Raw genomic sequence first — 22,627 nt, 5'->3', positions numbered from 1 at the left:
ACCTGCAGGCTGACTTAGGGCGTCCGGTCCCCAGCGGGAAGCGTGACCTATTGGCCATGCGCCCCTCGACCCGGCTTCAGCGCCGTTTGCCCTTGCGCACGCCTTTCAGTCCGCCGGAGGATTTGCCGCCCCCTCGGCCGTCGTTGCGGGGCTTGGGCCCGCCTGGCCGTCCCTTGCCCCGTGAAGGGCGTGCGTCGCCACCGCGTCCCCGGATGCCCAGCCGCGGAGCCGGCGCATTGGGATCGCGCGGCTCGGGATCGCTCAGCATCTCGAACAGCAGGCCGCCCGTGACCGGGGTGGCCTCGGTCAGCTTGACCTCTACCATGCGGCCCAGGCTGTAGCGCTGGCCGCTGCGTTCGCCGACCAAGGCGTGGGCGCGGTCGTCGTGGGTGAAATATTCGTTGCCAAGCGACGACACGGGCACCAGTCCGTCGGCCCCCGTCTCGTCCAGCCGGACGAACAGGCCGAAGCGGGTCACGCCGGTGATGCGGCCAGTGAAGGTCGCGCCGACGCGGTCCTCCAGGAAGGCGGCGATGTAGCGATCCATGGCGTCGCGCTCGGCGGCCATGGAGCGGCGCTCGGTCGTCGTCACCTGATCGGCGATGGCGGGCAGTTCGGCGATCTCGCGATCGGTCAGGCCGTCCTTGCCCAGGCCCAGCGCACGGATGAGGCCGCGATGGACGATCAGGTCGGAGTATCGCCGGATCGGCGAGGTGAAGTGGGCGTAGCGGTCCAGGTTCAGGCCGAAGTGGCCGACGTTCTCGGGCGAATAGATCGCCTGCATCTGGCTGCGCAGGACCACCTCATTGACAACCTCGGCGTGGGGGCCGTCACGGGTCTCGTCGAGAAGCTTGTTGAAGCGCTTGGTCGTCGCCGGTTCGCCCTTGTTCCACGGCTTGCCGATGGTCGAGAGGAAGTCTGCGAGGTTGAAGACCTTCTCCTGGCTGGGGGCTTCGTGGACCCGAAAGATGAGCGGCGTCTTCTGCTGCTCCAGGGTTTCGGCAGCGCAGACGTTGGCCTGCACCATCATCTCCTCGATCAGCCGATGGGCCTCCAGGCTGACGCGCTTCTCGATCGAGGCGATGCCGCCGTCCGGCGACATGCGGATGCGGCGCTCGGCGCTCTCGATCTGCAGCGGGCTGCGCTTCAGTCGGCCCTTCAGCATGGTGCGGTAGGCGTTCCACAGCGGATAGAGGATGGTCTCCATGATCGGGCCGGTGGCGTCGTCGATATCGCCATCGATCGCGGACTGGGCCTGTTCGTAGGACAGCTTGGCCTGGCTGCGCATCAGGCCGCGATGGAAGCGGTGAGACAGCTTCCGCCCATCCTTGTCGAAGACCATCCGCACGGCCAGAGTCGCGCGGTTCTCACCCTCCTTCAGGCTGCACAGCCCGTTCGACAGGCGCTCGGGCAGCATCGGCTCGACCCGGTCGGGGAAGTAGGTGGAGTTGCCTTTGGCCCGGGCCTCGCGGTCCAGGTTGGTGCCCGGCCGGACGTAGGCGGCCACGTCGGCGATTGCGACCCAGACCACCCAGCCGCCCTCGTTCTTGGGGTCGTCGTCGCGGGCGGCATAGACCGCGTCGTCATGGTCTCGCGCGTCGGCGGGGTCGATGGTGATGAAGGGGATGTCCCTGAGGTCGTCGCGGCCCTTGAGCGTCGGCAGGTCCTGATCCTCGGCCTCCTGCTCGACCGCTTCGGAAAAGCCGGTCGGGACGCCGTGGGCGTGGATGGCGATGAGCGACGCGGCGCGCGGGTCGTCCTCACGGCCGATGGTCTCCAGGATCTTGCCGCGCTTGAAGCCATAGCGGTGGTCGCCCTTCTCGATGGCGGCCAGCACGAGGTCGCCGTCCTTGAGGTCGGTCGCCTGAACGGCTGGCACGATCAGCACGTCCTTAGAGCGGCGGTCGACGGGCTCGACGCGGGTCTCGCGAGCGGCCTTGCGGATCACGCCCAGCACCCGGTTCGTCCCGGCGTCCAGCCGCTTGATGAGGCGGGCTTCCCAGCCGTTGGGGCCGTGCTGGAACTTGACCAGCACGCGGTCGCCCAGGCCCGGCGCGGGGCCGGGTTTGGATTTGTCTGGAATCAGCACCGCGCTCGGCGCATCGGCCGAGGCCTCCACGAGACGGACATGGAGGTCGCCGTCGACGTCGCGTTCGGTCACGTCGGCCACGCCGACGGGGGGCAGGGCGCCGGCTTCGGAGAAGCCCTTGCGGCCTCGCTTGCCGAGCTTTCCGGCCGCTTCGAGCTCACGGATCATTTCGCGCAGGCGGCGGCGGTCCTCGCCCTTGAGGCCGAAGTGGCGGGCGATGTCGCCCTTCTCCGCTGATCCGGCGTCGCGCAGGAAGGCCAGCAGCGTGGCCTCGTCCGGCAATCCGGCGGCGGGTCGTTTGGGTGTCTTTGTCATTCAGTCTTTCGGTTCGCCGGGCGCATCGGCCTCGCCGGGATTGAGATAAGGGACGCCCAGGGCGGCGGCGGCGCGCGCCAAGCCGCGATCGAGCGTCAGAAGGGTCGCGCCCAGGCGATGGGCGGCGGCGATGTGGATGGCGTCGGGCGCGCGAAGGGCGAGCTCGCGATGTCGGACCAGTTCCGCTGCGCGATGGATGTCAGCCGACGATACCTTGACCGCCTCGCCCGCGTTCAGCGCCCAGTGGTCGAGATCGGCATAGAAGAGATCGATATCGCCTAGCTGGGCCGCACCTGTCCGAACCCGCTTGGCCAGGGCCGCTGAGGCTTCTGCCCGGCAGAAATCGCTCACCAGAGGCAGTCGTTCGCCGTGGCGCAGGGTCTCATAGACCGCCTGACTGGACGGCTCGTCAGCGATGATCGCCACCAGCGCGCTGGCGTCGAAATAGAGGCTCACTCAGGATCGCCGTCGCGCATGCTGCGAACCAGCTCGGCAGCCGACATGCCCAGCGGCGGGCGCTGCTTGCGTCGCTCGTTCAATTGGTCGATCAGCGCCCATCGCTCCTCGACCGTCAGCTTGGGCGCCGGGTTCAGTTCGGCGATCGGCTTGCCATGCCGCGTGATGGTGATCTTCTCGCCTTCCTGCACTCGATCAAGCAGGTGGGTGAAGTTGTTCTTGGCTTCGGCGACGCCATAGGTGGCCATGACGGCTCTCCTGTTCTGGCCATAAATATAGCCATAATCGGCTCTTCCGACAACGCTTGTCCCCCCGCCGGGCCGCCTCTAGCTTCCGGCCTCGAATCCGGAGCCGTTCATGTCCCTCACGCCTGTGCCCACCTTGATCGCCCCGACGGGGTCGTTGCTCGACCTGATCGGCAAGACACCGATGGTGGAGGTGACGCGGATCGACACCGGCCCGTGCCGCCTGTTCCTGAAGCTTGAAGCTCAGAACCCCGGGGGGTCCATCAAGGACCGCATCGCCCTGTCGATGATCGAGGCGGCGGAAGCCGAGGGGTGGCTGAAACCGGGCGGAACCATCGTCGAGGCGACGGCCGGAAACACGGGTCTGGCCCTGACCCTGGTCGGTCAGGCCAAGGGCTATAAGGTGTTGCTGGTCATCCCGGACAAGATGTCCAAGGAAAAGATTCAACACTTGAGGGCCATGGGGGCCGATGTCCGCCTGACGCGCTCCGACGTCGCCCACGGCCATCCGGAATACTACACCGACATGGCCGAGCGGCTGGCCCAGCAGATCCCGGGCGGCTTCTTCGTCAATCAGTTCGCCAACCACGCAAACAGCGCCGCCCATGTGAAGACCACTGGGCCTGAAATCTGGGAACAGATGGGCGGAGACATGGACGCCTTCGTCGCGGGCATCGGTTCGGGCGGGACCATTACGGGCGTGGGGCAGTTCCTGAAGAGCCGGGGCGCGAAGACCGAGATCGTGCTGGCCGATCCAGTCGGCTCGGTGTTGGCCGGCATCGTCAACGATGGCGTCCCGGGGCCGGAGGGCAGCTACACCGTCGAGGGCATCGGCCAGAACTTCGTGCCGGACACGGCCGACATGAGCCTGATCGACAAGGCCTACTCCATTCCTGATGCGGAGGCCGTCGCGACTGTCCGCGAGTTGCTGCTGAAGGAAGGCATCCTGGCCGGATCGTCGTCGGGCACCCTGATCGCGGCGGCGCTCCGTTGGTGCCGCGAGCAGACCGAGCCGAAGCGGTGCGTGACCTTCGTCTGCGACACGGGGGCGAAGTATCTCAGCAAGGTCTACAACGACGCGTGGCTGGCCGATCAAGGGCTGGGCGAGCGGGAGCTGCACGGAGACCTGTCCGACCTGATTAGTCGCAAGTACGAAAACGGCGACGTGGTGACCGCCGGGCCCGACGACACCCTGGACACCGCCTTCAAGCGCATGCGGAGCGCCGACGTCAGCCAGCTGCCGGTCATTCAGGACGGCCGGCTGGTCGGTATTCTGGACGAGAGCGACATCGTCCACATCATGAATACCGATGAGATTACGCGGAAGGAACGTTTCGCCAAGCCGGTGTCCTCGGCCATGACCCGCGATCTGGACACGGTTCAGGTGTCCGAGCCTCTGGACGCCCTGATCCCTCTGTTCGACCGCGACCGGGTCGCCATCGTGCTGGACGGGGAAAAGTTCGTCGGCCTGATCGCCCGCGTCGATCTCATCAACCACCTGAGTCTGAACCGGTAGTTGGGATAGTGCACCAGATGCACTATGTAGTCCCATGGTGACGCTCCACCGGGCGCCATCGTGGAAGATCGCGGTCTATGGCCGAGACCACGGCGTCCCGCACTTCCACATCGAAGGCAAGGGTTGGAGGTGCTCCGTGTCGATCGCGACGCTCGACTTGATTATCGGCGACCCGCCAAAGGCGGCCTTTATCGAAGCGACGGCTTGGGCCGCCGGGCGACAGGTGGAACTGCTGAAAACCTGGCGGGATCTCAATCCATGAGCGGCGAAGCGACCCACGCGCTGGAGTCGGTCCGGGCGCTGGAGGGCTTCCGGCTGGTCCTCGGCTGGAACGGGGCCGAACAGGCGACGATCGATCTCTCGACCGTCGTGAAGACGAGGCCGTTCCGCGCGTTGTCCGATCCAGACGTCTTCAGTCAGGTCGAGCTGGGCGACTGGGGGCACTCGGTCGTCTGGCCGGGTGATACGGAGATGGGCGCGGATTCGCTGTGGCTCGACAGCTTGTCGTTCTGGGGGCGGGAAGACACGCGCGCCTTTCTCGAGTGGCGGCTGCGAAACGGCCTGTCGCTCAGCGGCGCGGCCGAGGCGCTCGGCCTGTCGCGCAGAACCGTCGCCTATTATTCCGGAGGGCGGCCGGTGCCGCGCTCCATCCTGCTGGCCTGCAAAGGCTGGGACGCTTTGAAGGCCGCCTGACCGATGATCAAGAACAGCCAGGGCTTCTCGACCCGCGCGATTCATGCGGGCCAGCGGCCGGACCCCACGACCGGTGCGGTCATGACGCCGATCTACGCCACCTCGACCTATGCCCAGGAAAGCCCCGGCGTGAACCAGGGCTATGAGTACGCCCGCGGCAAGAACCCGACGCGCGAGGCGTTCGAGGCCTGCATCAACGATCTGGAAGGCGGGATCCAGGCGTTCGGCTTCGCCTCGGGCATGGCGGCGACGTCCACGGCGCTGGAGCTGCTGGACGCCGCGTCGCACATCGTCACCGGCGACGATCTGTATGGCGGCTCGTGGCGGCTGTTCGAGCGGGTGCGGCGGCGCTCGGCGGGGCTGGATTTCGCCTACGTCGACATGGCGGACCTGGCGGCCGTCGAGGCGGCGATCACGCCGAGGACCAGGATGATCTGGGCCGAGACGCCCACCAATCCGCTGATGAAGCTGGCCGACATCGCGGGCCTGTCGAAGATCGCCAAGCGGCACGGTCTGGTGCTGGTCGTCGACAACACCTTCGCCACGCCGTGGAGCCAGCAGCCGCTGAGCCTGGGCGCCGACATCGTCATGCATTCGGCGACCAAGTATCTGAACGGCCATTCGGACGTCATCGCCGGGGTGCTGGTGGCGAGGGACGCCGAGATCGCCGCCCAACTGAAGTTCCTGCAGAACTCCGTCGGCGGGGTGATGGGGCCGTTCGACGCCTTCCTGGTCAACCGGGGCCTTAAGACGCTGGGCATCCGCATGAAGGCGCACAACGAGAATGCGCTGGCCGTCGCCCGCTGGCTGGAGGACCGGTCCTGCGTCAGCCGCGTGCTCTATCCCGGCCTGATCAGCCATCCGCAGCATGAGCTCGCGGCGCGCCAGATGAACGGCCGGTTCGGCGGCATGGTGACCTTCTTCGTCGACGGCGACCTGTCGCGGACCAAGCAGGTGCTGGAGCGGTTCCAGGTCTTCACGCTCGCGGAGTCGCTGGGCGGCGTCGAAAGCCTGGTGAACCACCCGGCGATCATGACCCACGCCTCGGTGCCCAAGGAGCTGCGGGAAGCCGGGGGCGTGACGGACAATCTGGTCCGGCTGTCGGTGGGGGTCGAGGATCTGGAAGACCTGCTGGCGGACCTGGAGCAGGCGCTGGCCTGACCCCGAAGGCGGCGGAGGAGGCGAGCCCCCTCCGCCGGAGCCCGCTTACTCGGGAATCGAGACGGCGTCGGTGACGTGGATCACGCCGTTGGACTGGAAGACGTCGGCCTGGGTCACCCGGGCCTTGCCGCCCTTCTCGTCAGTCAGGACGACCGCGCCGTTCTCCAGGCTGGCGGTCAGGGTGTCGCCCGAGACGGTGGTGATCTCGGCCGAGCCGCCGCCGGCCTCGATCAGGGCGATGACGTCGGCGGCGGCCACGCGGCCGGCCACGACGTGGTAGGTCAGGATCTTGGTCAGGATGGCGCGGTTGGCCGGCTGGACCAGGCTCTCAACGGTGCCGGCAGGCAGGGCGGCGAAGGCCGCGTCGGTCGGGGCGAAGACCGTGAACGGACCGGGGCCCGACAGCGTCTCGACCAGGCCGGCGGCCTGGACGGCGGCGACCAGGGTCGTGTGGATTGGCGAGTTAACGGCGTTCTCGACGATCGTCTTGTTCGGATACATGGCCGCGCCGCCGACGGTGACGGTCTGGCCGTGGCCGCCGCCGTGATGATCGGCGAGGGCGACGGGGGCGGCGGCCAGCAGGGCGGCGGCCGAGACGGCGCCGGCGAGGATCTTGAGCGTCATGGGAGGTTCCTGAGCTTGCGATCGCCATGCTGCGATCAGCTCAGGGACGACCCCGCTTGCGGCCCGGATGCCGTGCAGCTTGCCGCGCGGCGAGCCGCCGCAGGGGTCGCACCTGTCAGAAGGCGATCAGTACGGCGGCGACGAGCGCGTCTTCATACTGCTCGCCCTGGTCGCTGATGTCGGTGCCGTGCCAGGCGAGCTCCAGTTCGACGATCTCGGTCAGTTCATAGGCCACGCCCGCGCTCCAGCCGGTGTAGTCGGGGGCGTCGTCCTGTTCGCGTCGGCCGACGGTCAGCCCGGCCTGCCAGCGATCCGCCACGGGGAAGCGCATGCGCGTCTCGATCCAGGTCCAGGCTTCGGTCGATCCCAGGCCGTCGGGCGAATGCTCGACGCGGAATCGGGCGTCGGCGGCGCCGAAGTCGCGCATGACGTCGAACTGGAACTCCACGGCGGCGTGGTCCTGACCGGGATCGGCGTCGACCCGCCACTTGTGCGAGACCGAAGTGTCGAAGTCGAAGCCGCCGCCCGAGAACTGCCAGCCCGCCTCGACCTCGGTCTCGACGTCCGAGCCGCCTGCGTCGATCGTCTCGAACTCGGCGTCGGCATAGAAGCCGCTGGCGGCGTTGTACTGGACCTCGCCGAAGACGTAGGCGTCGCCGCCGCTCTTGGACGCGCCCTTGGAGCGGTTCTCGGTGCCGCCGCCCAGTTCGAAGGTCCAGGGCGAGCCGCGCTCCGGATCATAGCGGGCGTTGTCACGATCCTGGGCGTAGGCCAGGCCGGGCAGGGCGAGGAGAAGAGCGGAGACGAAGGCGGGGACGCGGCACATCCGCCCCGTCTAGGCGACCCCGACCTTGTTGGCGAACTCTTCCGTCGCCTGAGCGTATTCCGACCGCAGCCGCGCGACCAGTTCGCCCGCCGGGACGACGTCGTGAACCGCGCCGGCTCCTTGCCCGGCCGACCAGACCGTCTTCCACGCCTTGGCCTCGTCGCCCATGTCCAGCTTGTGCTCGGGCAGGGTCTTGGGGTCGATCCCGTTGGCTTGCAGCGACTTGATCATGAAGTTGGCCGGGATGCCCGAGACCGCCGGCGTGTGGACGATGTCGGTCGCGCCGCTTTCGATGATCATGTCCTTGTAGGCGGCGGGCGCCATCGCCTCGGTGGTGTTGATGAAGCGCGTGCCCATGTAGGCGAAGTCGGCCCCCATCATCAGGGCGCCGGCCACGTCCTGACCCGTCGACAGACAGCCCGACAGGATGATCGTGCCCTTGAAGAAGGTCCGGACCTCGTTGATCAGGGCGAAGGGATTGATGATGCCCGCGTGCCCGCCCGCGCCGTTGGCCACCAGGATCAGGCCGTCCACCCCGCTCTCGGCCGCCTTCCGGGCGTGGCGGACATTGGCGATGTCGTGGAAGACCACGCCGCCATAGCCGTGGACCGCGTCGACCACGTCGCGCACGGCCCCCAGCGAGGTGATGATCAGCGGGACCTTCTCCTCGACCGAGACCATCATGTCGGCCATCAGGCGCGGGTTGGTCGGGTGGACGATGTGGTTGACCCCGAAGGCGGCCGCGTCTGGTGTCAGCCGGGATTTGATGTCCTGCAGCCATTCCCGATAGCCCTCGGTCGTCCGCTGGTTCAGCGACGGGAAGGTGCCGATCACCCCGGCGTTGCAGGCCTCGACCACCAGATCGGGCCCGGACACCAGGAACATGGGCGCCGCGATCACCGGCAGTTTCAGGCCCTTGGTCAGGGAGGCGGGAATGGCCATGGCGTTCGCTCCGTTTCGTTTGGCTACGCTTAACCGGCTGCCCATACGGAAGGCAAATGCTGGATCGCCAGCCGCTGTTAACCCGTGAGGCAAGACGGCGCCGCATGATCCCCAGCTTGTTAATACTTTGTCTGTTCTGTGTATGTTCCTAATTGTTCAGTCTAGAGCCGGCCACACCCGGGCATCGTGGTTAAATCTCGTCAACTAATCCCATTGAGACCCATTCCATCCCATGCTATCCCAATCACTGAGTTGGGGTGCGGCGCCGGCATGTCGGGCGCGGGGATGAGTTCAGGGACGGGCCGACGGGTCCGGGTGGGCAGGGCGTGTTTCTCTCGACCTATGAGAAGCAGCTGGACGGCAAGCGCCGTCTCCTGATCCCCCAGGAGTTCCGCACGCCCGAAAACGGCGCCGAGCACGGGGTGTTCTGTTTCTTCTCGGTGGAATCCGATTGTCTGGAGGCCGGCGGCGACAAGCTGATGGCCGAGTATGTCGCCCTGATCGAAAGCCTGCCCTTCGGCGACGACTGGCGCACCGCGCTGGAAGAGACGGTGTACGCCGGCCAGAAGCCGCTGGCCTACGATTCCGGCGGCCGCATCACCCTGCCCGAGGGCCTGATCGAGGACGCTGGCCTGTCGGAAGACGTGGTCATCGTCGGCATGGGGCCGCGTTTCCAGATCTGGGATCGCGCCCGCTGGATGGGCCGCAAGGAAGAGCGTCGCCAGCTGGCCCGCAAGGCTATGCGCGAGCGCGGCGAGTTCGCGCGTCGCCGCCTGCCGGGGAACGACCAGTGAGCGGCCCGCATGCGCCTGTCCTTCTGGCCGAGGTGATCGAGGCCCTGGCCCCGAAGCCCGGCGACGTCGTGGTCGACGCGACCTTCGGCGCGGGCGGCTACACCCGGGCCATCCTGGCGACGGGGGCCGAGGTCATTGCGCTCGACCGCGACCCGACGGTCCAGCCCCACGCCGACGCCGTCGCGAACGACTTCCCCGGAAAGTTCCAGCTGGTCCGCACGCCGTTCTCTGGCCTGGCCGAGGCCTTCGCCGACAGCGGCAAGGCGCGGCTGGACGGGGCGGTGTTCGACATCGGCGTGTCGTCGATGCAGCTGGACCAGGCCGAGCGCGGCTTCTCCTTCATGCGCGACGGGCCGCTGGACATGCGCATGTCGGGCGAGGGCGAGAGCGCCGCCGACATCGTCAACACCTGGGACCACGGGCCGCTGGCCCATATCCTCAAGCTCTATGGCGAGGAGCGTCAATCGGGCCGGATCGCCACCGCCATCCTGCGCCGCCGGATCAGCCATCCCTTCACCCGCACGCTGGATCTGGCCGAGGTGGTGGAGAAGGCGCTGGGCGGCCGGCGCGGGGCTCCGACCCATCCGGCGACCCGCACCTTTCAGGCGCTGCGCATCGCCGTGAACGACGAGCTGGGCGAGCTGACCGCCGGGCTGGAAGCGGCCGAGGCGACCCTGTCGCCGGGCGGGCGTCTGGTGGTCGTGACCTTCCATTCGCTGGAAGACCGGATCGTGAAGGCCTTCCTGACCGAGCGCAGCGGCAATGCGCCGGGCGGCTCGCGCCACGCCCCGGTCGCGGTCGAGACCCGCAAACCCAGCTTCGTCCTGTCGTTCAAGGGCGCGCGTGAGGCCGGGGCGGCTGAGCTCGCCGCCAACCCCCGCGCCCGCTCGGCCCGTCTGCGCGCCGCCGTGCGCACCGAGGCCCCGGCCTGGAGGGCGGCGGCATGACCCGCAACCCGGTACAGACCCTGTTCGACTGGAAGGTCCGCGGCATCCGCTGGATCGAGATCATCCTGGCGGTAGTGGTGGTCGCCCTGGTGCTGGGCGTCTACGTCGCCAAGGCCGCCGCCGCCCGCGAGAGCGCCCAGATCGCCCAGCTGGAGCGCGAGATCGCCGAGACGACGCAGCGCGTCCGTCTGCTCCGCGCCGAGGCCGCCCGCCTGGAGCAGCCCGGACGTCTGGAGGCGTTGTCGCGCACCGCCGGTCTCGCGCCCGTCGAGATGGAGCGTCAGGCGGACGCGAGCGCGCTGGACCGTCTCGTCCCTCTCCCCGAGCCGGTGCCGGTCGCGGCGGCGCCTGCTGAGGCTGCTGCCGACGACGCCGGGCCGACCTCCGACGTCGCCTCGGCCGAGCCTGTCGTCGCCTCCGCTGAGGAGCCGGTGCGATGACCATTCAGGATCACCGCGCCTTCCGCCCCGCGCCCGGCGCCCGCCCGGTGACCTCGGCGGTCTCGCCCTGGCTGCGCTGGCTGTCGGAGGCGATCTGGTTCGTCGAGCACGCCTTTGAGCGCGCCCGCGCAGACGCCAAGCCGGAAGAGGACACCCGCGTCCGCATCGTCCTGATCCAGGCGCTGTTCATCGGGGTCTTCGTCCTGCTGGCGGCCGGAGCCACCCGGGCCGCGCTTCTGGCTCCCCAGGGGGGTGCCCGCTTCGCCTCCGCCCCCGGTGCCCTCCAGCGCGCTGACCTGACCGACCGCAACGGCGCGCTTCTGGCCACCAACATCACCCACTACGGCCTCTACATCGACCCGACCGAGGTCTGGGACCGCGAGGCCGCCTTCCGCCAGATCCGCCAGGCCCTGCCGGGCGTCTCGGCGCGCCGCCTGCGTCGCGTTCTGGACGGCGATCGCCGCCTGATCGTCCAGCCGGGCCTGACCCCGGCCGAGCGTCAGGCGGTTCATGCGCTCGCCCTGGGCGGCGTCTCCTTCGAGCCCGAGGATCGCCGCGTCTATCCGCTCGGGACCGCGGCCGCCCACGTCATCGGCGCGGCCGATACGGGCGGGCAGGGCATCTCCGGCGCCGAACTGGCATTCGACGACGCCATCCGTCAGGCGGGGGCGCAGGGCCAGGACTTCGCCCTGTCCATCGACCTGCGCGTCCAGGGCGTGCTGGAGAACGAACTCGCCGCCGCCGCGACCGAGGCCGGGGCCAAGGGCGCCGTGGGCGTCGTCGCCGACGCCACGACCGGCGAGGTCCTGGGCATGGCGTCGTGGCCGACATTCGATCCCAACGACCGGGGCGACGCGCCGGAAGGGGCCACCCTGAACCGCGTCACTTCGGCCCACTACGAGATGGGCTCGGTGTTCAAGACCTTCACCGTCGCCGCCGCGCTCGACACCGGCCGGGCCGACCTGGATACGATGATCGATGCGTCCGAGGCCTTCTACATCGGCAACCGCCGGATCGCGGACTTCCACGCGACCAACAAGATCCTGTCGCTGGAGGAGGTGTTCATCCACTCCTCCAACATCGGCACCTCGCGTCTGGCGGTCGAAATGGGCGCCGACACCATGCGCGACTACTTCCAGCGCCTGGGCCTGCTCGACGCCGCACCCATCGAGCTGAAGGAAAGCGCCCGGCCGCGCCGTCCGCGCCAGTGGGACGACTCGACCCGCGCGTCGCTCTCGTTCGGCTACGGCATCATGATCACGCCCTTGCAGATGACGGCGGCGACGGCGGCCCTGGTCAACGGCGGCGTCTATCGTCCCCTGACCCTACGGCGCGGCGGAACCGGTGATGAGGGCCGTCGCGTGGTCAGCCCCGAGACTTCGGCCGCTATCCGCGAGCTGATGCGCGCCAATGTGCTGCGCGGTTCCGGCCGCTCGGCGGACGCGGAAGGTCTGCGCGTCGGTGGCAAGACCGGCTCGGCGAACAAGCTGGTCAACGGCCGCTACGACGCCTCTCACGGCGTCGGCTCCTTCGCCTCGGTCTTTCCGGCGGACGGGCCGGACACGGCACGTCGCTACGTCGTCTTCGTTCTGGTCGATGAGCCGAGCCAGGGCTCGCGCCTGGGCGGGGCCGTGGCCGCCCCGGTCGTCGGCCGCGTCATCGACCGCATAGCGGGTTTCCTCGGTGTCCAGCGCCGCATCGACCCGCCCGCGCCCGTCGAGGCGGCCCAATGAGCGCGGTCCGCCTGTCCGACCTGCTGCGCCGCGACGTCCCATCGGACCCGGAGATCACCGGCATCACCGCCGACAGCCGCAAGGTCGCCTCCGGCCATCTGTTCGTCGCCCTACCGGGCACGGCCGCCGATGGCCGCGCCTTCATCCCCCAGGCCCTGGCGCAGGGCGCCGCCGCTGTCCTCGCGCCCCAGGATACGCCCGACGGGGTCGCCCCGCTGCTGGTCCGCTCCGGCGACGTGCGTCGGGCCTATGCTCTGGCCGCGCGCGGCTTCTACGGGGCCCAGCCCGCCACCTGCGTGGCCGTGACGGGCACCAACGGCAAGACCTCGGTCGCCGCCTTCTGCCGTCAGATCTGGGCCGCGCTGGGTCGGAAGTCCGCCAGCATGGGCACGCTCGGCGTCGTCGCCCAGTCCGGCAAGACCACCGAGGCCCTGACCCCGCCCGGCCTGACCAGCCCCGACGCCGCCGACGCCGCCCGCCTGTTGGCGACGCTGGCCGAAGGCGGCGTGACCCATCTGGCGCTGGAAGCCTCGTCCCACGGCATCGACCAGCGGCGTCTGGACGGGGTGACGCTGAAGGCGGCGGCCTTCACCAACCTGACCCAGGACCACCTCGACTATCACGGCACCATGGAGGCCTATCGCGAGGCCAAGCTGCGGCTGTTCGAGACCTTGCTGCCGCGCGGTCGCACCGCCGTCCTGAACGCCGATTCCGACGCCTATTCCGAGTTCGCCGCCGCCTCGATCATGTCCGGGCTGGGCGTCATGGGCGTGGGCGAGCGGGGCCGCGACCTCAGCCTGATCGAGCGCCGCGCCGTGCCCGAGGGCCAGCGCCTGATCCTCGACGTCCGAGGTCAGCGCCACGAGGTGCTTCTGCCGCTCGCCGGCGCCTTTCAGGCCTCGAACGCCCTGGTCGCGGCGGGCCTGTGCATCGCCTCGGGCGAGGACGCAGGGCGGACGCTGGCGGCGCTGGAACACATCACTGGCGCGGCCGGACGGCTCCAGCGCATCGCGGGACCGGGTCGCGGCGAGGCCTATGTCGACTATGCCCACACGCCCGACGGTCTCGAGACGGTGCTGAAGGCGCTGCGCCCCCACGCCACCGGCCGCCTGATCGTCGTCTTCGGCGCGGGCGGCGATCGCGACCGGGGCAAGCGGCCGATCATGGGTGAGATCGCCGGGCGTCTGGCCGACATCGCCATCGTCACCGACGACAACCCGCGCTCCGAGGACGCCGAGGCGATCCGCGCCGAGGTCCGCACCGGCTGCCCCTTCGCGCTGGAGATCGGCGACCGCCGCTCCGCCATCCGCGAGGCCATCGGCATGATGAAGGACGGAGATGTGGTCGTCGTCGCCGGAAAAGGGCATGAACAGGGCCAGATCGTCGGCGGCGTGACCCACCCCTTCGACGACGCCACCGAAGTCGCCGAGGCCCTGAGACTGCATGCCTGATACGAACTCGCCGCTGTGGACGGCGCAAGACATCGCCCTGGCCACCGGCGGCCGGATCGAAGGCGGCGTCTTCGACGTCGCCGGGGTCACCTACAACAGCCGCGAGATCCAGCCGGGCGACCTGTTCCTGGCGCTGAAGGGCGCGCGTGACGGCCATGATTTCGCGGGTTCGGCCTTCGAAGCGGGCGCGGCCGGCGCCCTGGTCGAGCGTCCCGTCGACGGCGGCCCCTGTATCGTGGTGCCGGATACGCAGAAGGCGCTGGAGGCGCTGGGCGCCGCCGCCCGCGACCGCGCCCCCCACATCCGGCGTGGGGCCGTCACCGGCAGCGTCGGCAAGACCAGCGTCACCCAAGCCATCAAGGCCGGCCTCGATCTGGCGGGTCCGGCCCATGCCTCGATCAAGAGCTACAACAACCACATCGGCGTGCCCCTGACGCTGGCCCGCATGCCGGCCTCGGTCGAGCGGGCGGTCTTCGAGATCGGCATGAACGCGCCCGGCGAGATCGCGCCCCTGTCTCGTCAGGTCCAGCCGCACGCGGCCTGCGTCACCACCGTCGGCCCGGTCCACATCGAGGCGTTTTCGGATGGCGAGGCGGGCGTGGCGCGCGAGAAGGCGTCGATCTTCCAGGGCCTCGGCCCCGGCGGCCTGGCCGTCGTCAACGGCGACAATCCCTGGTTCGAGACCCTGCATCAGGCCGCGCTGCACGTCGGCGCGCGGGTGGCCACCTTCGGGTCGGAGACCTTCCACGACGCCCGCCTGATCGACTTCGCCCCGTTCGATGGTGGCGCGCGCGTGACCGCCCAGGTGTGGGGTCGCACCCACGTCTTCCCGCTCCGCCAGTCTGGTTTCCATTGGGGCCTCAACAGCCTGGCCGTCATCCTCATGCTGGACGCGCTGGATGTGCCGGTCGAGACGGCGCTGGCCGCGCTCGGCGAGTTCGAGCCGCTGAAGGGGCGGGGCGAGACCCGCACGGTCCATATAGCCGGCGGCACCTTCACCCTGATCGACGAGAGCTACAACGCCAATCCCCTGTCGATGAAGGCGGGCTTCCTGTCGCTGGGGGCCAAGGCGATCCAGCGCGGCGGACGTCGCGTCGTCGTCCTGACCGACATGCTCGAGCTGGGCGACCAGTCTCGCGTGCTCCACGCCGGGCTTTCCGAGCCGATCGAGGCCGCCGCCATCGACGTGGTCCATGCCGCAGGCCCCGAGATGCGCCACCTCTACGACGCCGTCGCGCCCGAGCGCCGGGGCGTCTGGGCCCCGACCGCCGCCGACCTCGCCGAGCAGGCGGAGGACCTCGTCGGGCCGAACGACATCGTCATGGTGAAGGGCTCGAACGGATCGAAGGCGTCGCTTGTGGCGGCGGCGCTCCTACGGCTAGAGCGGGCGGACACAGCGGGGGCCTGATGTTCTATCTTCTGTATCTCTACTACGCCGACGTGGCGCAGGATTACCCCCTGCTCAACCTGATCCAGTACCAGACGGTGCGGGTCGCCCTGGCCATGGCCACGGCCATGATCGTCGCGGTGGCGATGGGCAGCCGGTTCATTTCCTGGATGCGGATCAAGCAGGGCAAGGGCCAGCCGATCCGCGCCGACGGCCCCGTCAGCCACCTGTCCAAGGTCGGCACGCCGACGATGGGCGGCCTGATGATCCTCGCCGGCATCGGCGTGGCGGTGTTCCTGTGGGGAGACCTGACCAACCCCTACATCTGGATCGTGTCCCTGGTGACCGCCGCCTTCGGCGTGCTCGGCTTCGTCGACGACTACGCCAAGGTCACCAAGCAGAGCTCGGCCGGCCTGACGTCCAAGCAGAAGCTGGCGGCCCAGATCGCCGTGTCGGTGGTCGCGGGCGTTCTCGTGGTGCTCTGGATGACGCGGTCGCCGACCTCGCCGGGGCTGGAGACCTCGATCGCCTTTCCGTTTTTCAAGGACGTGCTGCTGAACATCGGCTGGTTCTACGTCGCCTTCGCCGCCTTCACGATCGTTGGCTTCTCCAATGCGGTGAACCTGACCGATGGGCTGGATGGTCTGGCCATCGTGCCGGTGATGATGTCGGCGGCGGCCTTCGGGATCATCGCCTATCTCGTCGGCAACTTCATCTTCTCGGACTATCTTGGCGTCCACCATGTGCCGGGATCGGGCGAGCTCGCCATCTTCTGCGCCGCCATCATCGGCGGAGGCACGGGCTTCCTCTGGTACAACGCCCCGCCGGCCAAGATCTTCATGGGCGACACCGGCTCGCTCGCATTGGGCGGCGCGCTTGGCTCCATCGCGGTGGCCACCAAGCATGAGCTGGTGCTGGGCATCGTCGGCGGCCTGTTCGTGGTGGAAGCCGCCTCGGTGATGATCCAGGTCGCCTACTTCAAGGCCACCAAGAAGCGCATCTTCCTGATGGCCCCGATCCACCACCACTTCGAGAAGATGGGCTGGCCGGAATCCACGGTGGTCATCCGCTTCTGGATCGTGGCGGCCATGCTGGCCCTGATCGGCCTGTCGACGCTGAAACTGCGGTGATCCCGGTCCCCGGCTTCGAGGGGCGCCGCGTCGCCGTTTTCGGCCTGGGCCGCTCAGGGCTCACCGCCGCCCGCGCGCTGAAGGCCGGTGGTGCACAGCCCATTCTGTGGGACGACAGCGTGTCGTCGCGCATGCAGGCCGAGGCCGAAGGCTTCGCCGTCGAGGACCTGACCGCCGCCGACTGGTCCGGGTTCGCGGCGCTTGTGCTCTCGCCTGGCGCGCCCCTGACCCATCCCAAGCCGCACTGGACCGTTGACAGGGCCAAGGCGGCCAACGTGCCCGTCATCGGCGACATCGAGCTGTTCGCCCGCGCCCTTGCCGCACTACCTGAGGGCCGGCGTCCGAGGGTCGTCGCCATCACCGGCACCAACGGCAAGTCGACCACCACGGCCCTGATCGGCTGGGTGCTCAAGCAGGCGGGCCTGACCGTCCATGTCGGCGGCAACATCGGCATCGGCGTCCTGGCGCTTCCCGCCCCGACCCCGGAGGCTGTCTACGTCATCGAGGTCTCCAGCTATCAGCTCGACCTGACCACCAGCTTCGCCCCCGACGTCGCCATCCTGACCAACATCAGCCCCGACCACCTCGACCGCCACGGCGGCATGGAGGGCTACGTCGCGGCCAAGGCGCGGCTGTTCCAGGCGCTGGGGCCGCAGGCCGTGCCGCTGATCGGCATCGATGAGGCGGAAGGGCAGGCGATAGCGAACGCGCTGGGCGAACGTGGCGTGAGGGTCGAGGCTGTGCGAAGTCTCCCTTCTCCCCTTGCGGGAGAAGGTGGCCCGTCAGGGCCGGATGAGGGGTACGCGGTCGCACAGGAGACTTTGCCGCCAGCCCACCCTACCCACACCGAGTTTCACCCCTCATCCGTCTCGCTTCGCGAGCCACCTTCTCCCGCAAGGGGAGAAGGGACATGGGCGTGGCCCGGCCTTCTGCATGCCGACGGGAAGGCCATCGACCTCGCCCCCGCCCGCTCGCTCCCCGGGCGCCATAACGCCCAGAACGCGGCCTTCGCCTACGCCGCCGCCCGCGCGCTCGGCGTCCCGCACGACACCGCCGTCCAGGGCCTCATGACCTTCCCCGGCCTCGCTCACCGGATGGAGGAGGTCGCTCGCCTCGGCGCCGTGCGCTTCATCAACGATTCCAAGGCCACTAACGCCGACGCCGCGCGTCAGGCCCTGTCCAGCTACGGCCGCGTCTTCTGGATCGCCGGCGGTCGCGCCAAGGACGGGGGGATCGAGGATCTGACCGACCTCTTCCCCCGCGTCGCCCACGCCTATCTGATCGGCGAAGCGGCCGAGGATTTCGCGCGCACCCTGTCCTCCACGCCCCACACCCTCTGCCGCGACATGGCCACCGCCGTGCGTCAGGCCGCCGCCGACGCCGCCGAGGCCGCCGAGACGGAAGGACCCCAGGTCGTCCTCCTGTCGCCGGCCTGCGCCAGCTTCGACCAGTTCCCCGACTTCGAGGCGCGCGGAGAAGCCTTTCGCGCTGCCGTTCTTAACTTCGGAGCTACGCCTTTCGTTCAAGGTTGAGAAACCATGACCGAGGCGACCGCCACAGTTTACGTCCCGCCGTTCAGCCGCAACGACCCCAGCCCCATCGCCAAATGGTTCTGGACGGTCGATCGCGCGCTGCTGGGCGCGGCCCTGGCCTTGATGTTCCTGGGCGTCGCCCTCAGCTTCGCCTCCTCGCCCGCCGCCATCTTGGCCGATGAATCGATCACCGACCCGTTCCACTACTCCTGGCGGATGATCGTCTTCGCGACCGGCGGTCTGACCGGCATGCTGTTGATGTCGCTGCTCTCCCCGCGCGGCGTCCGGCGGATCGCGGTGCTGGCGCTTTTGGGTGCCATCGTGGTGATGATGCTGCTCCCGTTCATCGGGGACACGGTGAAGGGCGCGGCGCGCTGGGTCGATCTGGGCCCATTCAGCCTGCAGCCATCAGAGTTCGCCAAGCCCGCCCTGATCGTCTTCGCCGCCTGGATGTTCTCCGAAGGCCAGAAGGGGCAGGGGGTGCCCGGCGTCTCCATCGCTTTCGGGACCTACGCTGTCGTCGTGGCGCTCCTGCTGATCCAGCCCGACATCGGCCAGACGCTCTTGATCACCACCACCTTCATGGCCGTCTTCTTCATGGCCGGGGTGCCGCTGCGCTGGGTCGCGGTGCTGGGTGGTATCGGGGCGGCGGGTCTGGCCGGGATCTATCTGCTGTTCCCCCACGTCCAGTCGCGCGTGGCCAAGTTCGTCTCCCCGGGCGCCGAGGACACTCACCAGATCGACCGCGCGTCCGAGGCCATCCGCGCCGGCGGCCTGGTCGGGCGCGGCATCGGCGAGGGCGTGATGAAGCGCTCGGTGCCCGACCTGCACACCGACTTCATCTATTCCGTGGGCGCCGAGGAGTTCGGCCTGGTCCTCAGCCTCATCATGATCGGGCTCTACGCCTTCATCGTCGTGCGCGGCATGCGGAAGGCGCGGATGCTGAACGACCCGTTCGAGCAGACGGCGGCGGCGGGGCTGTTCATGCTGCTCGGGCTGCAGGCCTGCATCAATATAGCGGTGAACCTGAACCTCATCCCGACCAAGGGCATGACCCTGCCCTTCATCAGCTACGGCGGCTCGTCCATGCTGGCGATGGGGCTGACGATGGGGTTCGCGCTGGCGCTGACCCGTCGACGGCCGGGGGCCTATGAGCCCGGGGCCAGCCTGTACCGTCCGCGCCGGATGCTTAGCCTTAGGTAGACCTCGCCGCCCCGACCAAGCGGCGCTCGAGGCTGTGAGTTCGAGATCAGTCCCGGCCCGCCACGAGGGCCTCGACCACCGTCGGATCGGCCAGGGTCGAGGTGTCGCCCAGCGCTCCGGTCTCTCCCTCCGCGATCTTTCGCAGGATCCGCCGCATGATCTTGCCTGACCGAGTCTTGGGTAGGCCCGGCGCCCACTGGATCACGTCCGGCGCCGCGATCGGCCCGATCTCCTTCCTCACATGCGCGACCAGTTCGGCGCGCAGGGCCTCGGTGGCCTCCACCCCGGCGTTCAGCGTCACATAGGCGTAGATGCCCTGGCCCTTGATGTCGTGCGGGAAGCCGACCACCGCCGCCTCGGCCACGTCCGGATGCAGCACGAGCGCGCTCTCGACCTCGGCCGTGCCCATGCGGTGGCCCGAGACGTTGATCACGTCATCCACCCGCCCCGTGATCCAGTAGTAGCCGTCCTCGTCCCGCCGGCAGCCGTCGCCGGTGAAGTACTTGCCCGGATAGGCGCTGAAGTAGGTGTCGAAGAACCGCTGCGGGTCGCCATAGACCGTCCGCATCTGGCCCGGCCAGCTGTCGGTGATCACCAGATTGCCGCTCGTCGCGCCCTGCAGCACCGCGCCCTCGGCGTCGACCAGCTCCAGCTCCACGCCCGGCAGGGGCTTCGTCGCCGACCCCGGCTTCAGGTCGGTCGCGCCGGGCAGGGGAGAGACCAGCACCCCGCCCGTCTCCGTCTGCCACCAGGTGTCCACGATCGGCAGCCGGCCCTCGCCGACCACCTCATGGTACCAGCGCCAGGCCTCCGGATTGATCGGCTCGCCGACGGTTCCCAGCAGGCGCAGCGACTGCCGGCTGGTCGCCTGCACCGGCCCGTCCCCCTCCCGCATCAGGGCTCGCAGCGCGGTGGGGGCCGTGTAGAAGATCTCGACCTTGCGCCTGTCCACCACTTCCCAGAACCGGCTGACGGTCGGGTGGTTGGGCACGCCCTCGAACATCAGGGTCGTCCCCGCGTTCGCCAGCGGCCCGTAGACGACATAGGAGTGCCCCGTCACCCAGCCCACGTCGGCGGTGCACCAGAACACCTCTCCCGGCCGGTAGTCGAACACCAGTTCATGCGTCCACGACGCCCAGAACAGATAGCCGCCCGTCGTATGGAGTACCCCCTTGGGCTTTCCGGTCGAGCCCGAGGTGTAGAGGATGAACAGCGGATCCTCGGCGTTCATCGGCTCGCACGGGCACTCGTCCGAGACCCCGTGCTTCAGCTCGCCATAACGAAAATCCCGCCCGCCGGTCATGGGCACGTCGGCGTTGGTGTGGCTGATCACCAGAACGGTCTCGACCGCCACCTTTTCCAATGCCGCATCGACGTTGGCCTTCAGCGGCACGCGCTTTCCGCCGCGCAGGCCCTCGTCGGCGGTGATGACCAGCCGCGAGCCGCAGTCCTCGATCCGCCCCGCCAGGCTGTCCGGACTAAACCCGCCGAACACCACCGAATGGACCGCCCCGATCCGGGCGCAGGCCAGCATGGCCACGGCGGAGGCCGGGATCATGGGCAGGTAGATCGTGACCCGGTCGCCCTTCCTGACCCCGAGCGACTTCAGCACATTGGCCATGCGGCACACCTCGCGGTGCAGCTCGGCATAGGTCAGGCCGCCGGACTGGTCCGGCTCGTCCCCCTCCCAGATGATGGCCGTCTGGTCCGCCCGCTCGGGCAGGTGCCGGTCCACGCAGTTGAAGCAGACGTTCAACACCCCGTCGGCGAACCAGCGGATGCGGAAGTCCTCCTGCCGGAACGACACGTCCTTGATCACCGTCGGCGCCGTGATCCAGTCCAGCCGCTTCGCCTGCTCGGCCCAAAACACGTCCGGCCTGTCCCGGGCCGCGACGCGCGCCGCCTCATAAGCCTCCCGGTTCATGTGGGCGCGCGCAGCCCATTCCGGTAGCACGGGATAGAGGTCGCGGTCGGTCATGGGGCGCTCCTTGGTCCCGACCTTAGCGGGCGAGCCCCGGCCCGGCCAAGCCGCGCCTCACCCGCAAACAAGCGCAGCCATTGTCATCGAACGGCGTTAAGCTTGGGCGTTCAACGGAGACCCGCATGACATCGACCCGTCCGCTCGCCGTCGTCCTGATGGGCGCCCTTTCGCTCGCCGCCTGCAACCGCGAAGCCGCAGAGCCGGCAGCGCCCGTGCCTCAGGCCCCGCCCGTCGCCGCCCCGGCTCCGACCGCGCCCGCCATCGGCTACGCCTGCGAGAGCGGCAAGACTGTCCAGGCCCAGTACATCGACACCGAGACGGCCCAGGTGATCTACGACGGCCAGACCTACGCCATGCGCATCGCCGTCTCGGGCAGCGGCGCGCGCTACGTCGGCTCTGGGCTGGAGTGGTGGACCGCCAGCCGCAACGGCCAGGAGGAGGTGACGCTCAGCCGCATCGGTCCGAACGATCAGGTCGGCACGGCCGTTCTGGAACGCTGCAGCCGCCCGTCCGCCAACCCTGAACTTCCGCCGCCCGGCCAGCAGGCCCCGACCGGCGCGACGGCGATCGCCTGTCGCACGGCCGATCTCCGTCTTGCGGCCGGGGAGGGCGACGCGGGCGCCGGCAACCGCGCCCAGATCCTGACCCTGACCAACGCCGGGACCGCGTCGTGCACCCTGTCGGGCTATCCCGTCGTGTCGCTCCTCGACGCCAACGGCCGCCCAGTCACCGGCGTACGCTCGGACCAGAACCCCGGCACGGCCGCGCCGGTCACGCTTCTGGCCGGCGGTCGCGCCTTCTTCGACATCGCCTGGAACGTCGTGCCGAACGAGGCCCAGGGCCAGACGACCTGCCCGACGGCCGCGCGCGTCACCGTCCGCCTCGGCCCGGACACCGCCACCCTGGCCCTGCCCCTGAGCCTCACGCCCTGCGGCGGCCGCATCCGCGTCAACCCGATCCGCGCGACGGAAGAGATCGCCGCCTCGCCCGAAGCGGCCTGAGGCGCCGTCCCGGAAGCCTGGCGGTTGCCGGGATCGCGCTCTACGTCCCTTCGCCCCTTGCGGGTCGACGAAGGATCGCGAGCTGTTTTTCTCAATCATCCAACGACGCCCGGAATCAGCGAGTAAAATCAACGCCCGCTCCGTTTGAGACGCTCTGAACG

The 22,627-nt window shown here is 69.1% G+C and carries 21 protein-coding genes; 14 read left to right on the top strand and 7 right to left on the bottom strand.

The window, feature by feature from the left end:
- Positions 1-76 precede the first annotated feature (76 nt).
- From rnr to Q333_RS0104880, 3 genes are read right to left on the bottom strand one after another with little or no spacing between them, the layout of a single operon-like run.
- Positions 77-2,404, bottom strand: coding sequence for a ribonuclease R (gene rnr, locus Q333_RS0104890; protein WP_029415624.1), 2,328 nt, complete (start codon positions 2,402-2,404; stop codon positions 77-79).
- Complete coding sequence (locus tag Q333_RS0104885; protein ID WP_029415623.1) at positions 2,405-2,860, bottom strand: type II toxin-antitoxin system VapC family toxin; 456 nt, start codon at positions 2,858-2,860, stop codon at positions 2,405-2,407.
- Positions 2,857-3,108: a type II toxin-antitoxin system Phd/YefM family antitoxin gene (locus tag Q333_RS0104880; protein WP_029415622.1), complete on the bottom strand. Its 252-nt coding sequence runs from the start codon at positions 3,106-3,108 to the stop codon at positions 2,857-2,859. Before Q333_RS0104880 ends, Q333_RS0104885 begins: the two co-directional genes overlap by 4 nt.
- A 109-nt stretch (positions 3,109-3,217) precedes the next feature.
- Between Q333_RS0104880 and Q333_RS0104875 the strand changes: the two genes are divergently transcribed.
- Genes Q333_RS0104875 through Q333_RS0104860 form a run of 4 tightly spaced genes read left to right on the top strand, consistent with a single transcriptional unit; the run spans position 3,218 to position 6,475 of the window.
- The gene (locus Q333_RS0104875; RefSeq protein ID WP_029415621.1) at positions 3,218-4,621 is read left to right on the top strand and encodes a pyridoxal-phosphate dependent enzyme; all 1,404 of its coding nucleotides are present in this window, start codon (positions 3,218-3,220) and stop codon (positions 4,619-4,621) included.
- 34 nt (positions 4,622-4,655) lie between these two features.
- Positions 4,656-4,883, top strand: coding sequence for a DUF4160 domain-containing protein (locus Q333_RS0104870; protein ID WP_029415620.1), 228 nt, complete (start codon positions 4,656-4,658; stop codon positions 4,881-4,883).
- On the top strand, positions 4,880-5,314 hold the full coding sequence (locus Q333_RS0104865; RefSeq protein WP_029415619.1) for a DUF2442 domain-containing protein: 435 nt from the start codon (positions 4,880-4,882) through the stop codon (positions 5,312-5,314). Before Q333_RS0104870 ends, Q333_RS0104865 begins: the two co-directional genes overlap by 4 nt.
- 3 nt (positions 5,315-5,317) lie before the next feature.
- Complete coding sequence (locus Q333_RS0104860) at positions 5,318-6,475, top strand: trans-sulfuration enzyme family protein (RefSeq protein WP_029415618.1); 1,158 nt, start codon at positions 5,318-5,320, stop codon at positions 6,473-6,475.
- A 45-nt stretch (positions 6,476-6,520) separates the two neighbouring features.
- On the opposite strand, the gene Q333_RS0104855 is transcribed toward Q333_RS0104860, so the two are convergent.
- The 3 genes from Q333_RS0104855 to Q333_RS0104845 form a co-directional block, all read right to left on the bottom strand.
- Positions 6,521-7,099: a fasciclin domain-containing protein gene (locus tag Q333_RS0104855; RefSeq protein WP_029415617.1), complete on the bottom strand. Its 579-nt coding sequence runs from the start codon at positions 7,097-7,099 to the stop codon at positions 6,521-6,523.
- Positions 7,100-7,214: 115 nt separating this feature from the next.
- Positions 7,215-7,925 carry a TorF family putative porin gene (locus tag Q333_RS0104850; protein ID WP_029415616.1) on the bottom strand — a complete coding sequence of 237 codons (711 nt, stop codon included), beginning with the start codon at positions 7,923-7,925 and terminating at the stop codon, positions 7,215-7,217.
- A 9-nt stretch (positions 7,926-7,934) separates the two neighbouring features.
- The gene (locus Q333_RS0104845; protein WP_029415615.1) at positions 7,935-8,867 is read right to left on the bottom strand and encodes an NAD(P)H-dependent flavin oxidoreductase; all 933 of its coding nucleotides are present in this window, start codon (positions 8,865-8,867) and stop codon (positions 7,935-7,937) included.
- 326 nt (positions 8,868-9,193) lie between these two features.
- Here Q333_RS0104845 and Q333_RS0104840 point away from each other — a divergent pair, with 326 nt between their 5' ends.
- The 9 genes from Q333_RS0104840 to ftsW are packed head-to-tail and all read left to right on the top strand — an operon-like array spanning position 9,194 to position 19,484.
- Complete coding sequence (locus Q333_RS0104840) at positions 9,194-9,661, top strand: division/cell wall cluster transcriptional repressor MraZ (RefSeq protein ID WP_029415614.1); 468 nt, start codon at positions 9,194-9,196, stop codon at positions 9,659-9,661.
- Entirely contained in the window at positions 9,658-10,608 is a 951-nt protein-coding gene (gene rsmH, locus Q333_RS0104835; RefSeq protein WP_029415613.1) for a 16S rRNA (cytosine(1402)-N(4))-methyltransferase RsmH, read from the top strand. The genes Q333_RS0104840 and rsmH overlap by 4 nt, the downstream gene beginning before the upstream one ends.
- The gene (ftsL, locus tag Q333_RS0104830; RefSeq protein WP_029415612.1) at positions 10,605-11,048 is read left to right on the top strand and encodes a cell division protein FtsL; all 444 of its coding nucleotides are present in this window, start codon (positions 10,605-10,607) and stop codon (positions 11,046-11,048) included. Before rsmH ends, ftsL begins: the two co-directional genes overlap by 4 nt.
- Positions 11,045-12,781 (top strand): peptidoglycan D,D-transpeptidase FtsI family protein, encoded by a 1,737-nt coding sequence (locus Q333_RS0104825; RefSeq protein ID WP_035293826.1) that lies wholly within the window; start codon positions 11,045-11,047, stop codon positions 12,779-12,781. Before ftsL ends, Q333_RS0104825 begins: the two co-directional genes overlap by 4 nt.
- Positions 12,778-14,232 carry a UDP-N-acetylmuramoyl-L-alanyl-D-glutamate--2,6-diaminopimelate ligase gene (locus tag Q333_RS0104820; RefSeq protein ID WP_029415610.1) on the top strand — a complete coding sequence of 485 codons (1,455 nt, stop codon included), beginning with the start codon at positions 12,778-12,780 and terminating at the stop codon, positions 14,230-14,232. Before Q333_RS0104825 ends, Q333_RS0104820 begins: the two co-directional genes overlap by 4 nt.
- The gene (locus Q333_RS0104815) at positions 14,225-15,640 is read left to right on the top strand and encodes a UDP-N-acetylmuramoyl-tripeptide--D-alanyl-D-alanine ligase (RefSeq protein ID WP_029415609.1); all 1,416 of its coding nucleotides are present in this window, start codon (positions 14,225-14,227) and stop codon (positions 15,638-15,640) included. Before Q333_RS0104820 ends, Q333_RS0104815 begins: the two co-directional genes overlap by 8 nt.
- Positions 15,640-16,749: a phospho-N-acetylmuramoyl-pentapeptide-transferase gene (mraY, locus tag Q333_RS0104810; protein ID WP_029415608.1), complete on the top strand. Its 1,110-nt coding sequence runs from the start codon at positions 15,640-15,642 to the stop codon at positions 16,747-16,749. Before Q333_RS0104815 ends, mraY begins: the two co-directional genes overlap by 1 nt.
- Positions 16,746-18,281: a Mur ligase family protein gene (locus Q333_RS0104805; RefSeq protein WP_029415607.1), complete on the top strand. Its 1,536-nt coding sequence runs from the start codon at positions 16,746-16,748 to the stop codon at positions 18,279-18,281. The genes mraY and Q333_RS0104805 overlap by 4 nt, the downstream gene beginning before the upstream one ends.
- Positions 18,282-18,287: 6 nt before the next feature.
- Positions 18,288-19,484 (top strand): putative lipid II flippase FtsW, encoded by a 1,197-nt coding sequence (gene ftsW, locus Q333_RS0104800; protein ID WP_029415606.1) that lies wholly within the window; start codon positions 18,288-18,290, stop codon positions 19,482-19,484.
- 46 nt (positions 19,485-19,530) lie between these two features.
- Here the strand turns inward: ftsW and acs are convergent, their stop codons facing one another.
- Positions 19,531-21,462 carry an acetate--CoA ligase gene (gene acs, locus Q333_RS0104795; protein ID WP_029415605.1) on the bottom strand — a complete coding sequence of 644 codons (1,932 nt, stop codon included), beginning with the start codon at positions 21,460-21,462 and terminating at the stop codon, positions 19,531-19,533.
- A gap of 125 nt (positions 21,463-21,587) precedes the next feature.
- Between acs and Q333_RS0104790 the strand changes: the two genes are divergently transcribed.
- Positions 21,588-22,466, top strand: coding sequence for a DUF4232 domain-containing protein (locus Q333_RS0104790; protein WP_029415604.1), 879 nt, complete (start codon positions 21,588-21,590; stop codon positions 22,464-22,466).
- The last annotated feature ends 161 nt before the right edge of the window (positions 22,467-22,627 follow it).

It is taken from the genome of Brevundimonas bacteroides DSM 4726, assembly GCF_000701445.1.
Taxonomy (GTDB): Bacteria; Pseudomonadota; Alphaproteobacteria; order Caulobacterales; family Caulobacteraceae; genus Brevundimonas; species Brevundimonas bacteroides.
The sequence above is the reverse complement of the archived record's forward strand: the minus strand, read 5'-3'. Positions and strand labels throughout refer to the sequence as shown.